At 68.5% G+C, this 13,405-nt stretch carries 13 protein-coding genes; 7 read left to right on the forward strand and 6 right to left on the reverse strand.

Features of this window, described 5'->3' with window-relative positions; all coding sequences use genetic code 11:
* Positions 1-2: 2 nt before the first annotated feature.
* A complete protein-coding gene (locus OHO83_RS26085) occupies positions 3-506 on the reverse strand; it encodes a MarR family winged helix-turn-helix transcriptional regulator (RefSeq protein ID WP_116513600.1) in 504 nt (167 codons plus the stop codon).
* 117 nt (positions 507-623) lie between these two features.
* Here OHO83_RS26085 and OHO83_RS26090 point away from each other — a divergent pair, with 117 nt between their 5' ends.
* Positions 624-1,385: a dioxygenase family protein gene (locus OHO83_RS26090; RefSeq protein ID WP_266676420.1), complete on the forward strand. Its 762-nt coding sequence runs from the start codon at positions 624-626 to the stop codon at positions 1,383-1,385.
* Positions 1,386-1,463: 78 nt separating this feature from the next.
* On the opposite strand, the gene OHO83_RS26095 is transcribed toward OHO83_RS26090, so the two are convergent.
* On the reverse strand, positions 1,464-2,036 hold the full coding sequence (locus tag OHO83_RS26095; protein ID WP_382475174.1) for a GNAT family N-acetyltransferase: 573 nt from the start codon (positions 2,034-2,036) through the stop codon (positions 1,464-1,466).
* Positions 2,037-2,190: 154 nt separating this feature from the next.
* Here OHO83_RS26095 and OHO83_RS26100 point away from each other — a divergent pair, with 154 nt between their 5' ends.
* Complete coding sequence (locus OHO83_RS26100) at positions 2,191-3,192, forward strand: sigma-70 family RNA polymerase sigma factor (RefSeq protein WP_266671507.1); 1,002 nt, start codon at positions 2,191-2,193, stop codon at positions 3,190-3,192.
* Between the two features lie 42 nt (positions 3,193-3,234).
* Here OHO83_RS26100 and OHO83_RS26105 read toward each other — a convergent pair whose 3' ends face one another.
* Complete coding sequence (locus OHO83_RS26105; RefSeq protein ID WP_266671505.1) at positions 3,235-4,230, reverse strand: helix-turn-helix transcriptional regulator; 996 nt, start codon at positions 4,228-4,230, stop codon at positions 3,235-3,237.
* Between the two features lie 153 nt (positions 4,231-4,383).
* Between OHO83_RS26105 and OHO83_RS26110 the strand changes: the two genes are divergently transcribed.
* Complete coding sequence (locus tag OHO83_RS26110) at positions 4,384-5,886, forward strand: MFS transporter (RefSeq protein WP_266671503.1); 1,503 nt, start codon at positions 4,384-4,386, stop codon at positions 5,884-5,886.
* 82 nt (positions 5,887-5,968) lie between these two features.
* On the opposite strand, the gene OHO83_RS26115 is transcribed toward OHO83_RS26110, so the two are convergent.
* The gene (locus tag OHO83_RS26115; RefSeq protein ID WP_266671501.1) at positions 5,969-7,228 is read right to left on the reverse strand and encodes an extracellular solute-binding protein; all 1,260 of its coding nucleotides are present in this window, start codon (positions 7,226-7,228) and stop codon (positions 5,969-5,971) included.
* A gap of 71 nt (positions 7,229-7,299) precedes the next feature.
* Between OHO83_RS26115 and OHO83_RS26120 the strand changes: the two genes are divergently transcribed.
* Both OHO83_RS26120 and OHO83_RS26125 read left to right on the forward strand, forming a co-directional pair.
* The gene (locus OHO83_RS26120; protein WP_266671499.1) at positions 7,300-7,947 is read left to right on the forward strand and encodes a TetR family transcriptional regulator; all 648 of its coding nucleotides are present in this window, start codon (positions 7,300-7,302) and stop codon (positions 7,945-7,947) included.
* Positions 7,948-8,010: 63 nt separating this feature from the next.
* Positions 8,011-8,775, forward strand: coding sequence for a glucose 1-dehydrogenase (locus OHO83_RS26125; RefSeq protein ID WP_266671497.1), 765 nt, complete (start codon positions 8,011-8,013; stop codon positions 8,773-8,775).
* Between the two features lie 115 nt (positions 8,776-8,890).
* Here OHO83_RS26125 and OHO83_RS26130 read toward each other — a convergent pair whose 3' ends face one another.
* Positions 8,891-9,208 carry a hypothetical protein gene (locus OHO83_RS26130; RefSeq protein WP_266671495.1) on the reverse strand — a complete coding sequence of 106 codons (318 nt, stop codon included), beginning with the start codon at positions 9,206-9,208 and terminating at the stop codon, positions 8,891-8,893.
* A 303-nt stretch (positions 9,209-9,511) separates the two neighbouring features.
* On the opposite strand from OHO83_RS26130, the gene OHO83_RS26135 reads away from it, so the two are divergent.
* The gene (locus OHO83_RS26135; protein WP_266671493.1) at positions 9,512-9,727 is read left to right on the forward strand and encodes a hypothetical protein; all 216 of its coding nucleotides are present in this window, start codon (positions 9,512-9,514) and stop codon (positions 9,725-9,727) included.
* A 231-nt stretch (positions 9,728-9,958) separates the two neighbouring features.
* Here the strand turns inward: OHO83_RS26135 and OHO83_RS26140 are convergent, their stop codons facing one another.
* Positions 9,959-10,324, reverse strand: a complete 366-nt coding sequence (locus OHO83_RS26140; RefSeq protein ID WP_266671491.1) for a hypothetical protein — start codon at positions 10,322-10,324, stop codon at positions 9,959-9,961.
* A 167-nt stretch (positions 10,325-10,491) separates the two neighbouring features.
* Here OHO83_RS26140 and OHO83_RS26145 point away from each other — a divergent pair, with 167 nt between their 5' ends.
* Positions 10,492-12,045, forward strand: coding sequence for a hypothetical protein (locus OHO83_RS26145; protein ID WP_330279792.1), 1,554 nt, complete (start codon positions 10,492-10,494; stop codon positions 12,043-12,045).
* The last annotated feature ends 1,360 nt before the right edge of the window (positions 12,046-13,405 follow it).

A 13,405-nucleotide genomic window follows, 5' to 3' on the forward strand; every position in this document is an offset into this window, starting at 1 on the left:
CACTACCGGAGCCAGGGGAGATCCGCCCCTGCCTCCTTCGGCTGGAGTCCCTCGGCGACGATCCTCATGATCTCGCCGAGGGACTTCTGCTGTTCCGGGGAGAGCCGGTCGAAGAGCGCCTGCCGGACGGCGGTGACATGACCGGGCGCCGTCCGCGTCAGGACCTCGTACCCCTCGTCCGTGAGGCACGCCAGCTGGCCGCGCTTGTCGGAGGGGCAGTCCTCGCGGCGCACCCAGCCGTTCTTCTCCAGGCGCGCGACGGCGTGCGAGAGGCGGGAGCGGGTGATCTTCGCGTTCATGGCCAGCTCCGTCATGCGCAGACGCCGGCGCGGCGCCTCGGAGAGCTGGACGAGCAGCCCGTAGTAGATGTGAGGCATCCCCGCGTCCCGCTGGAGTTGGCGGTCGAGGTGGTCCTCCAGCAGCGTGGTCGCATGGAGATACGCCTGCCAGGTGCGCTGTTCCTCGTCCGAGAGCCAGCGAGGGGCTTGGGTGGGTGCCGTCGTCATGGGTTCCACTGTACGTACCTCCTTCTTGAAGATTAAACAACCCGGAGCTATCCTGGAGCCATAGCTTGAGACTTCAAGTAATCCAGGGTCACGTCCTCCAGGAGTGTCGCCATGCGTATGCCCGCCCTCTATCTCAGCCACGGCGCGCCGCCGCTCGCCGACGACGACCTGTGGACCGGCCAGCTCGCCGCGTGGTCGGCCGAACTGCCGCGCCCCAGGGCGATCCTGATGGTCTCCGCGCACTGGGAGGAGGCCCCGCTCGCCCTCGGCGCCACCGAGACCGTGCCGCTCGTGTACGACTTCTGGGGCTTCCCCGAGCACTACTACCAGGTGCGGTACGACGCCCCCGGCGCCCCCCAACTGGCCGATTCCGTACGGAAGCTGCTGCGCGGGCCCGGCACCCCGGTCCAGGACATCCCGGACCGCGGCCTCGACCACGGCGCGTACGTCCCGCTCGTCGAGATGTACCCCGGAGCCGACATCCCGGTCCTGCAGATCTCCATGCCGACGCTCGACCCGCAGAAGCTGATGGACATCGGGCGCAAGCTCGCGCCGCTGCGTGACGAGGGGGTCCTGATCGTCGGCTCGGGCTTCTTCACGCACAACCTCGCCGCGCTGCGACAGGGCGGGATCCCGGCCTGGTCGGCGGAGTTCGACGACTGGGGGCACCGTGCCCTGGAGAGCGGCGACGTGGACGGTCTGCTCGACTTCACCCACAAGTCCCCGGCGGGTGCGCTCGCGCACCCTCGGACCGAACACTTCGCGCCGCTGTTCGTGGCGATGGGTGCGGCGGACCGGGCCGGTGAGCTGGACGCGCAGCGGAGCGTCATCGACGGGTTCTGGATGGGGCTGGCGAAGCGGTCGGTGCAGTTCGGTTAGCGAGTGGTCGGGTGCGGGGCGGCGGAGGCCGGGGCCGCCGGCCGTAGCCGCACGGGCAGGCGCACCCGCCCGCGCCGCTCAGCGCCCGCTCAGCGGCTTCTCGTACCAGGCCACGTCCCAGTAGCGGTCGAACTTGCGGCCGACCTCGCGATACGTGCCGACATAGGTGAAGCCGAAGCGGGTGTGCAGGCGGACCGAGGCGTCGTTCGGCTGGGTGATGCCCGCGTACGCGCGGTGGACGTCCTCGCCCGCGAGTGCCTCGAAGAGCGCCTTGTAGAGCAGGGTGCCGATGCCGCGGCCGCCCGCGTCGGGCGCGCAGTAGACGCTGACCTCCACCGAGGTGTCGTACGCCGCCTTCGCGCGGAAGGGGCCCGAGGTCGCGTAGCCGAGGATGCGGCCGGAATCGCGCTCCTGGGCAACCAGCAGCAGGTGCCGGCCGTCTTCAAGGTGGGAGAGCAGCCACGGACGGCGCTCCTGCGGGGTGAAGACGGTCGTGTCAAAGGTGATCGGCGTCTCACGCACATAGTGGTTGTAGAGGTCGGTGAGAGCGTCGAGATCCGCTTCGCCGCCCGGCCTGACCAGCACTTCTGTGGACTCCGTCACGCTGTGGACCTCCCCGTGTCCGGTCGGTGGTGGCACAGGGTACTGCATGATCACGAAAATCGATGGTCCGGTTGGGAATTCTGTCCGGATTCCAGTCGTTGTTTCCATCGGATGCAGGGCACCCGGGAGGGTGTGCCGGGCACCACAGGACCACAGGACCTGTCCACCGCAGGCCCCCGCCCACCATCGCAAGGGAGCACGCATGGCAACCCGTGCCGTCGCCCGTCGTAAGTCCGCCGCCGGCGAGACCGACGGCGCACGCAGTGTTCGCGCCGTAGGCGGCGAGATCGCCGACCGCGACCTGGTCGGCATGTACCTCGACGAGATCGCGCGTACACCGCTGCTGGACGCCGCCAAGGAAGTCGAACTTTCCCAGACCATCGAGGCGGGCGTGTACGCCCGGCAGATCCTCGACGGCGAGGCGGAGAGCGAAGCCGCGGGCAAGGCGTCCCGCGAGGAGCTCGAAGCGCTCGTCGCCGCGAGTGAGCGGGCCAAGGACGTCTTCATCAAGTCCAATCTGCGCCTGGTCGTGGCCGTCGCGCGCCGTTACCCGAGGAGCGGTCTCCCGCTCCTCGACCTCATCCAGGAGGGGAACGCGGGCCTGGTGCGCGCGGTCGAGAAGTTCGACTACCGCAAGGGCTTCAAGTTCTCCACATACGCGACGTGGTGGATCCGGCAGGCCATCACGCGCTCGATAGCCGACCAGTCGCGCACGATCCGGCTCCCCGTCCACCTGGTGGAGGAACTGGGCCGCATCCGGCGCGTACAGCGCGAGTTCAACCGGAAGAACGGGCGGGATCCCGAGCCCGAGGAGATCGCCGCCGAGCTCGAATCCAAGCCCGAGCGCGTCGTCGACGTCCTGGACTGGGCCCGCGACCCGGTCTCGCTGAACATGCCGGTGGACGACGAGGGCGAGACCCAGTTCGGCGACCTCCTGGAGGACACGTCCGCCGTGTCGCCCGAGCAGTCCGTCCTCACGCTGCTGCGCAGCGAGGAGCTGGACGACCTCATCGGACGCCTCGACCAGCGCACGGCGTCCATCATCAAGATGCGGTACGGGATCGACGACGGCCGTGAGCGCACGCTCACGGAGGTCGGCAAGGAGCACGGGCTGACCCGCGAGCGGATCCGGCAGATCGAGAAGCACGCCCTTCTCGAGCTGAAGAAGCTGGCGCGGGACACCGGGTTCGATGCCGCCGCGTGAGGTCCCGGGGGCGCTGCCCCCGGACCCCCGCGCCACGAGTCCTCAAGCGCCGGACGGGCCGGATGCCACCGGCCCGTCCGTGGCGCGGGCCAGACGGCTGCTCAACTCCCTGAGATAGACCGCCAGTTCGTCCGGCCCGTGCACGGTGAACTCGCAGTCCACCAGCGCGAGCCGCAGCGCCAGCCATTCCACCGAGTCGGTCGCCGTCGCGCGCAGCCGGCAGGTCCCGTCGGGCTGCGCCTCGGGCGCGCCCAGCGCCGAGGGCAGCCGCGCCACCACGAAGTCCGCCGGCGCTTCGAACGTCACATCGATGTCGTACGAGGGCCGGCCGCGCCCCGCCATGGACCGCCGCAGATACTCCGCCGCGTCGCCTGTGGGCAGCTCCCGCGGAGCGAACCGCGCACCTGTGGCGAACGGCTCCTCGACCCGGTCCACGCGGAAGGTGCGCCAGTCGTCCCGGTCTATGTCGTACGCCACCAGATACCAGCGCCGCCCCGTCGACACCATCCGGTACGGCTCCGTCAGACGGCGTGACTCCGTGCCGTCGCCCGAGCGGTAGCGGAACCGCAGCCGCTCCTGTCCCGCTGTCGCCGACGCGAGGACCGTGAGCGTCTCCGTCGCGATGGACGCGCCGTCCCCGCCGGTCAGCGGCATCGTGGCGGCCTGGAGCGTGGAGACCCGGTGCCGCAGGCGCGAGGGCAGCACCTGCTCCAGCTTGGCGAGGGCCCGTACGGACGCCTCCTCCACGCCCTCGACGGCGTGCCCCGCCCCGGCCCGCAGGCCGACCGCGATCGCCACCGCCTCCTCGTCGTCCAGGACCAGCGGGGGCAGGGCCTTACCCGCGACCAGCCGGTAGCCGCCCTCCGCGCCCATCGACGCCTGCACCGGATATCCGAGATCACGCAGCCGGTCCACGTCCCGGCGCACCGTGCGCCGGGAGACGCTCAGGCGCGCGGCGAGCTCGCCGCCGGGCCACTCGCGCGGGGTCTGGAGCAGGGAGAGCAGTTGAAGCAGCCGTGCCGGGGTGTCGGTGGTCATGGTGCGTCCCCTCTCGTTCGCGTCCCGTCATCGTGTCCGTCCCGCTCGCGGCGCCCTCGCTCGTGACTTTCGCGGCGCATTCGTTATCGGGAGATTCCAGGGTGCGCGCCATCTAGGACACGGTGTGACCTACATGCCTCCTAGTCTCCCCTTATGACTTCACCCGTGACCACCCCCGACAGGCGACGCTGGTTCGCCCTGGCCATCGTGATGACCGCCGCCTTCATGGACCTGGTCGACGTCACGATCGTCAATATCGCGATCCCGTCCATCCAGCGCGACGCGGGCGCCACCGTGAGCCAGATCCAGTGGATCACCGCCGGATACGCGCTGGCGTTCGCGGCGGGCCTGATCACCGGCGGGCGGCTCGGCGACATCTACGGCCGCAAGCGGCTCTTCCTGATAGGGATCGCCGGCTTCACGCTCGCCTCGGCGCTCTGCGGCTTCGCCGCGAACCCCGAGATGCTGGTCGCCTCGCGCATCCTCCAGGGCGGCATGGCCGCGATGATGGTGCCGCAGGTCCTGTCGATCGTGCACGCCACGTTCCCCGCGGAGGAGCGCGGCAAGGTCTTCGGCCTCTTCGGCATGATCGTCGGCCTGGGCGCCGTCTCGGGCCCGCTGCTCGGCGCGCTGCTCACCGAGTGGAACCTGTTCGGTCTCGAATGGCGCCCGATCTTCCTGATCAACCTGCCCGTCGGCATCGCCGGACTGCTCCTCGGCCGCAGGTTCATCAGCGAGTCCAAGGCGCCCCGCGCCCTCAAGCTCGACCTCGTCGGCGTCGTCCTGGTCACGCTCGGTCTGCTCATGCTGATCTACCCGCTGACGCGCGGCCGCGAGCTGGGCTGGCCCGTGTGGGGTCACGTCGTGATGGGCTGCAGCGTCCTCGTGTTCGGCGCGCTCGTCGCGTACGAGAAGTACAAGACGCGGCGCGACGGTTCGCCGCTGATCGAGCTGTCGCTGTTCAAGGTGAAGAGCTTCGCGGCCGGTGTCGCCGTGCAGGTCGTCTTCGGTGTCGCGCTCGGCGTGTTCTTCCTGGTGTGGACGATGTACATGCAGGTCGGCCTCGGGTGGACGGCGCTGCACGCGGGCCTGACCGGGGTGCCGTTCTCCATCGCCGTGTCGGCGGCGGCCGGGATCTCCGTGCAGAAGCTCGTGCCGAGGTTCGGTCGCAAGGTGCTCCAGACCGGCGCGCTGGCGATGATCGCCGGACTGCTGATCTACATCTGGGAGGCCGGGCGTTACGGCGCCGGGATCACGTCCTGGCAGATGGCGCTGCCGCTCGTCGTGATGGGGGTCGGCATGGGCCTCATCGTCGCCCCGCTGACCGACGCGGTGCTCTCCGACGTGCCGCGTGAGCACGCCGGTTCGGCGTCCGGGCTGATCAACACCACGCAGCAGATGGGTACGGCGCTCGGGCTCGGCCTGGTCGCCGTGGTGTTCTTCGGGACGATCGGCGACCACCTCGCGCCGGCCGAGGTCGGGCAGGCGTTCACCGACGCGTTCAGCAACTCGCTGTGGTACGTCGTCGGCGTGCTCGCCGTGATCTTCCTGCTGATGTTCGCGCTGCCGGGGCGGCCCGCGCAGCACGTCGAAGGGGGCGCGCAGGACGCGGACCCGGAGGCCGGAACGGTGGAGAAGGCGCCGGAACTGGTCTAGTTCCCACGGGACTTCGAGTGGGCGGTCCCCCGCGCAATGGCGCGGGGGACCGCCCACTCCTCGTTTCGTTTCGGCTCGTCGTTCAGCCGGACGTGCGCATCTCGGCGCGGCTCGCCTTCGTGTCCAGGGCCTGGAGCACCGCGCGCGGGTTGCCGCCCCGGACGACCGCCGAGCCGATGTCCTCGCGGATCGCGGCCCGCACGTCGGGCCAGGACGCCTGGTTCACCGGCTGGAACTCCGCCCGCGGCATCTGGTCGATGAACTTCCACAGCGGGCGCTGCGCCGGGTCGGAGCGCAGGGAGTCCGACGCGGACGCCGTCACGGGCAGCGCCGCCTGGCCGCCCCCGTACGTACGGGCCGACTTACGGCTGTAGAGGTACGTCAGGAACTCGCCGCACTCGGCCTTGCGGCCGTTCTGCTTGAACGCGAGCAGCCAGTCGCTCAGCCCGACCGGTGCCGCCGCGCCCCCGTCCCGCTGCGGGAACGCTGCGTGCGCGTATGGGACCTTCGCCTGGTCGGCCGCGTTCATCAGGACCGGGTGGGCGATCATCATGCCGATCTGCCCGCGCAGGAACTGCTCGTACGCGGCCGTCCGGTCGAGGAGCTGGGGCGCGGCGCCGGCCAGGCCCTCGCCGACGAGGCGGTCGCGCAGCCAGGTCAGCGTCGCGATGTTGCTGTTGGTCGCGAAGTCGTAGCCGGTGACGCCCGCGTAGGTGCCGCCGCCGGCCAGCAGCCAGGCGAGGGCCTCGTCCTCGGCGGCCTCGGGGCCGAGCTGGAGCCCGTACGGCGTCTTCACGCCGATGGCCTTCAACGCCTTTGCCGCGGAGCGCAGTTCGTCCCACGAGCCGGGCGCGGAGATGCCCGCGCGCCCGAAGAGCGTCGTGTTGTAGAAGAGGCGCGGGGTGCTCGCCATGAACGGGATGCCGTACTGGACGTAGTGCGCCGTGCCCGCCTGGGCGAACGACTGCGTGAAGTCGGCCTGGGTGGGGATGTCGAAGAGCTCCGACACCGGGTACAGCTTGCGCTGGTCGGCGAACGTCGCGAAGACGTTGGACTGCGCGATGTCGGGCGCCTTGCCGTCCTTCACCCGCTGGGCGAGGGTCCGGTCCAGCTTGGCGAACGGAATCCGTTCGACGCGCACCGTGATGTCCGGGTTCACCTTCTTGTACGCCTTGACGACCTGGTCCCACTGGTCGCCGATCGAGGAACCCACGCTCTGGTCGTAGCTCGCCACCATCAGGTCGAGGGAGGACTTCGACGAGCCGGAACCGCAGCCGCTGAGCCCGTAGGCCGCGGCGCCGGCGAGCCCGGCCGTCTGAAGAAGGAAACGTCGCCGCCGCACTGCTCTCGCCCACCCCTTGGTCGCACGCCAGATCGGTGGCAGATTCTGCCACATAGGCATACTATGACTTCATGCCCGGTAGCTCGACGACTGAGACGCTGACGGAACGACGCAAGGCAGCCACCCGCCTGGACATCGCCCGCACGGCGGCGGCGCTCTTCGTGGAGGACGGCCTGCGCGCCACCCGCGCAGAGGACATCGCCCGCGCCGCGGGGGTCGCCCCGCGCACCTTCTACCGCTACTTCGCGACCAAGGAAGAAGCGGTCGCCCCGCTCTTCGCCGCGGGAGCCCAGCAGTGGGCGGAGGCCGTGCGGGACGCCCCGGCCGCACTCTCCGTGCCCGAGGCGCTGCGGCACGCGGTCGCCCGGTCACTCACCGCGGACGACGCGGCGAACGTGGAATCCCTGGAGTGGGTCAGGTCCCTGCTGCGCATGGCGGCGGAGAGCCCGGCGCTGCAAGCGGTGTGGGGCACCGCCTGCCACGCGTCGGAAGCCACGCTGCTGGCGGTCCTCGAGGAGCGGGTGGGGGGCGGGGGTGACACGGGGGTACCCCCGTCGCTCGCCCTGCGCATGGCCGCCGGGGTCGCCTGCACGGCCATTCGCGTGGGTGTGGAGACCTGGGCCGCGAGCGACGCCCCGGCCGGCGGCGAGCTCGGGCCCGCGGCGCTCGCCGCACGGTGCCTCGCGTCGCTCGGCGACTTCCCGTGGACCCCGGCCTAGCCCCGTCCGCGCCCGCACCCCCTGAACTCACCTGTTCCGCCCTCGACTTCCACTGGAGCACCCATGAACGACCTCACCGGCAAGACCGTCCTGATCACCGGCGGAGCCCGCGGCATCGGCGCCGAGACAGCGCGCCGCGCCGTCGAGGCCGGTGCCAACGTCGTCGTCACCGACGTCCTGGAGGACGAGGGCAAGGCCCTCGCCGCCGGGCTCGGCGAGCGCGCCCGATTCATGCGGCACGACGTGACGTCGGAGGAGGACTGGACGGCCGTCGCCGCGTTCGCCACCGCCGAGTTCGGCGGGATGGACGGCCTGGTCAACAACGCGGGCATCTCCACGGGCCAGCCCCTGGAGACGGAGACCGTCGAGCACTTCCGCAAGGTCCTCGACATCAACCTCACCGGCGTCTTCATCGGCATGAAGACGGCCATCAACGCGATGAAGGACAACGGCGGCGGCTCCATCGTCAACATCTCCTCCGCCGCCGGCCTCATGGGCCTCGCCCTCACCGGCTCCTACGGCGCCTCCAAGTGGGGCGTGCGCGGCCTGACCAAGCTCGCCGCAGTCGAACAGGGCGCGGCGAAGATCCGCGTGAACTCCGTGCACCCCGGCATGATCTACACCCCGATGACGGCCCAGCTCGGCATCCCGCAGGGCGACGGCGGCTACCCGAACACCCCGATGGGCCGCGTCGGCGAGGCGGACGAGATCGCCAAGGCGGCCGTGTTCCTGCTCTCGGACGACTCCTCGTACGTCACCGGCGCCGAGCTCGCCGTGGACGGCGGCTGGACCACGGGCCCGACGGTCAAGTATGTGATGGGCCAGTAGGGACCCCAGGTGCCGCAGGCACGGTAGATGTCCCCGAGGGGCCCGGTTCTCCGCGAGGAGGCCGGGCCCTTCTGCCTGTACGGCCTTCGCTGCTGGGCCCATGGCCCGAACCGTGTCACTCGGGCCGAACGTCGTTCAGACTGTCGACGATGGTTACGGACGGCGGCTGTGCCGGCGCGGGCACCTGGATGAGAATGGGTACGTAGACCATTTCGCCGTGCCTGAACTCGGCCTTCGCTGAAAACCGGTAGCAGGCGATCGCGTTCGGACTGCTGCGCGTCGCATAGCACCTGAGCTTCGATTTCGTCGGTGCAGCCTGCGACTTCTGTGGCAGGGCACCTGACTCACTCGCTGATGCGCTCCATTCACCGAGCGCGAAACAGCAGGAGACCGCAGCGGCCATGCTGACACTCCGCAACGCTGCCTTCTTCATCTCATCACCCCAAAAGCGTGTGAGTGAATGGAGTTGTTCCATCGTCGCACCCCGGCAGGAGACGCGCGAGGCGCCTGGAATCCGTCGCGATCTTCAGTGAGGAACCTCAACGTGCGCACCGATCGGGTGACGGTCGTGGGCGGGGGGTGCAGGTGAGCCTTCAAACAGTGGTTCAAGGTGCCCTCAGGCCTCAACTGATCTGGCCGGATGTCTCGTTGGCCACTCTTGCTCCGCATGGCGGGAGTGCGGTGTGCCGGCGGCTGCGAACAGGAAAATTCCGGCAAGGCAAGACGGCGGCACGGAGTGAATATCCAGATCGTCATCGTCATCGCCATCGCCATCGCCATCGTCACCGACTCCGCGGGCGACCTGATCCCACACTCGCCGGCGGTGCCGGGCGCACGACTCATGATTCCAGTAATCAATTCATATCGGGCGATCATCTGGCACTCTGGCCGGCGCCGACAACTTCCCGGGCGTCAGGATGCCGGGTTAGATTTCAAAGCGATGAATGGGTGATGTTCGCGACGACACTGAGCGCTTGGGTGGGGTCCAGCCTCCGGCATGTGAGTCTTTATCGGTCATGCAGCCCTGCATCGATATTTGAGCTTGCACAGCTCGGAATCCAAGGGGAAGAACCTTGCGTAGAATCCAGCACGTTCTAATCACCGTCGCCGCAGTCGGGAGCTTCGCCGTTGCAGGCATGGGTGTCGCTCATGCAGACACCACGAACAGCTACAACGGCCCGACCTACAACCTGAACTTGATCAGTTTGCTGGGGGGCCAGACCCCCCAGACCCCGCAGACCCCGCAGACCCCGCAGACCCCCCAGACCCCCCAGACCCCGCAGACCCCCCAGACTCCGCAGCTCGCGCAGCAGTCGACTGGAAGCGCACGGGTGGATGCTGCTCCGTCTGGGGACGCCGGGAATGATGGTGCCGGGAATGAGGCGAAGCACAACACGCCGAACACGCCGAACACGCCGAACACGCCGAACACGCCGAACACGCCGAACACGCCGAACACGCCGAACACGCCAAACACCCCGAACACGCCAAACACCCCGAACACGCCGAACACGCCGAACACGCCGAACACGCCGAACACGCCGAACACGCCGGGCCTCGTGAGGGCGCTCACCGCGCTGCTGCAGCCGGGGGGGCAGCTGCTCTGAGACCTGACGTCGTAAAGATGGGGCAGCGCAAGCGATTGCTGCGCTGCCCCATCTCTATTTCTTGCAGTGGCGTCAAACCGGGGTGTTCGGGGTGTTGGGGGTGTTGGGCGTGTTCATTCCGCCACCCGGAGTGTTGGGCGTGTTCGGGGTGTTGGCTCCGCCACCGCCGCCCGGTGTGTTGGGGGTGTTGGGCGTGTTCGGGGTGTTGACTCCGCCGCCCGGGGTGTTCGGGGTGTTGGGGGTGTTGACTCCGCCGCCACCGCCCGGTGTGTTGGGGGTGTTGGGCGTGTTCGGGGTGTTGACTCCGCCGCCCGGGGTGTTCGGGGTGTTGGGAGTGTTGACTCCGCCGCCACCGCCCGGTGTGTTGGGGGTGTTGGGCGTGTTCGGGGTGTTGACTCCGCCGCCCGGGGTGTTCGGGGTGTTGGGAGTGTTGACTCCGCCGCCACCGCCCGGTGTGTTGGGGGTGTTGGGCGTGTTCGGGGTGTTGACTCCGCCGCCCGGGGTGTTCGGGGTGTTGGGAGTGTTGACTCCGCCCCTGCCACCCGGTGTGTTGGGGGTGTTGGGCGTGTTCGGGGTGTTGACTCCGCCGCCCGGGGTGTTCGGGGTGTTGGGAGTGTTCACTCCGCCCCTGCCACCCGGTGTGTTGGGGGTGTTGGGCGTGTTCGGGGTGTTGACTCCGCCGCCCGGGGTGTTCGGGGTGTTGGGAGTGTTCACTCCGCCCCTGCCACCCGGTGTGTTGGGGGTGTTGGGCGTGTTCGGAGTGTTGACTCCGCCGCCCGGGGTGTTCGGGGTGTTGGGAGTGTTCACTCCGCCCCTGCCACCCGGTGTGTTGGGGGTGTTGGGAGTGTTCGGAGTGTTGACTCCGCGCCCCGGGGTGTTGGGGGTGTTGGGGGTGTTGGGTGTGAACCTGTTCCTGCCACCCGGGGTGTTGGGGGTGTTGGGGGTGTTGGGTGTGAACCTGTTCCTGCCACCCGGGGTGTTGGGGGTGTTGGGGGTGTTGGGTGTGAACCTGTTCCTGCCACCCGGGGTGTTGGGGGTGTTGGGGGTGTTGGGTGTGAACCTGTTCCTGCCACCCGGGGTGTTCGGGGTGTTGGGGGTGTTGGGGGTGTTCACTCGGCCCCTACCCGGGGTGTTTGGAGTGTTCGGGGTGTTGGGGGTGTTGACTGTGCCCCTACCCGGTGTGTTCGGGGTGTTGGGGGTGTTCGGGGTGTTGGTTCCGCCACCGCCGCCCGGTGTGTTCGGGGTGTTCGGTGTGTTGGCTCCGACGCCACCGCCCGGTGTGTTCGGGGTGTTGGGGGTGTTCGGGGTGTTGGTTCCGCCACCGCCGCCCGGTGTGTTCGGGGTGTTCGGTGTGTTGGCTCCGACGCCACCGCCCGGTGTGTTCGGGGTGTTGGGAGTGTTGGGGGTGTTGCCTCCGCCATCACCGCCCGGTGTGTTGGGGGTGTTGGGGGTGTTCTGTTGGTGCGCAATTGCAGGGACCTGGGTCGTGGACACAGCCTCTGCGCTGGCTACGCCAACTGTTGCAGAGAGCAGCGCCGCGGCGCAGGAGGCCCCTGCGATACGCGTGATCCGGTTTCGAGCAATGAACATGGGAGACCTCGCCCTCGGTTTCCAACCAGGTGAACCGTCCCATTGGGCGGCCGGCATTTCGCCTAAACATTGAGTGCCCGAATATTCGCTCGGTGAATATTCGACGCTGAGAGGTTCAAGCCGGGTTACCTCCTCCCGGAGGAGTTGGCGAGGACGCCGAATAGGGATCTGGGGTGGGTGGCTGCGACCTGCCCAGGGCATACACAACCGCACTGTGCTCCAGAGGATGGTCCGCACCAGCCGAAGCCACTGTTGTGGCGGGCAGCACGATGAAAACCCCCGGCTGTGCGCAGTGCGTGCTGGGCGAGCACTGACCATGGCTCGAGGATCCTTCTGAGAACCCGATCCTCAAGTGGAGTGCCGCGGGGAAAGCGATTCTTCGAGATGTGGAATCACACCCTCGGGAGCAATTAACTCCAGACATTCGCTTGACTGCCACTCACATTTCCAGCCTAGTCCAGACGTTGCGGCTCGACCACTCGAGTGAACATCCCGTACGACATCCGCCGCCTACTCAGTTGGATTTGTCGTGCAGGAGAATGCAGATGGCTTCATCGGCTCTCCCCGCCATGGCATCCGGTCGCGCGAGAACAGGGATATCCCCAGGTCGGGGAGCCTTCGGCGACCGCTTGCCCGACGCCTGCCCTGCCCATATCGGCCATGGCGCTGGCCATACACTCACATTAGCCCCGGCGCGACGCCAACGCAGCTTGCAGCGTGGTCCGCCCTGTGTATGAGCGCAGTTCCGGCCGACGGGCACCGCAACGGCAGCATCCAGCTGCTCCCCGTCCTGTCGATGCGATTCTGCGGGCGGCGGCCGGCCTCACTCTGTGAAACAGCAGATGCGGATGTCGTGACCCCACAGGTCGCTGCGACGACCAGCCTGGTGATCTGCCGAAAACACGGGTCCGGCTTCCGGGAGAAGCATGGGGAGCGCGTCCTGCACCTGGTTTCCCCGACCAGACGTGAGGCACCAAGACCGAAGTGGTCCGCTCTCCGCACCACTTCGAAGGAGGCTCCCCTCGAAACGTCTGGCTGGCCTCTGCATGGAAGTGTGCCTAGGCAACCTATATTTTGTTGAACCAGCATTTACGCGCTGCCGGATACTCCTTCGAGAGCATTATTCCGAATAAGCATTGCCTTATAGGTCCAGGAGCTCCAGAGCGCGTAAAGGCCCTTGCTGGAGTTTTTCTGGACCTCGTTCATCCCGAGGGCGCGATCCCGTTCGCCGCGACGGGCCCCTGCGCGTCATACCCGCCTCGATGGGGGCGCGGCCACCGGCGCCCTGTCCGTCACCGTCGGCTGCACCCTGCGCGCCGCGCGCGACGGCATCCTCGTGGTTCTGCTGATCGGCACCCATTCCTGTGCCCCACCACGATCGTCGAGAAGGAAGAGGAGAAGGAGACACCGGTTGTCGCATGAGCGGACAGTTC

This window comes from Streptomyces sp. NBC_00569 (genome assembly GCF_036345255.1).
Taxonomy (GTDB): domain Bacteria; phylum Actinomycetota; class Actinomycetes; order Streptomycetales; family Streptomycetaceae; genus Streptomyces.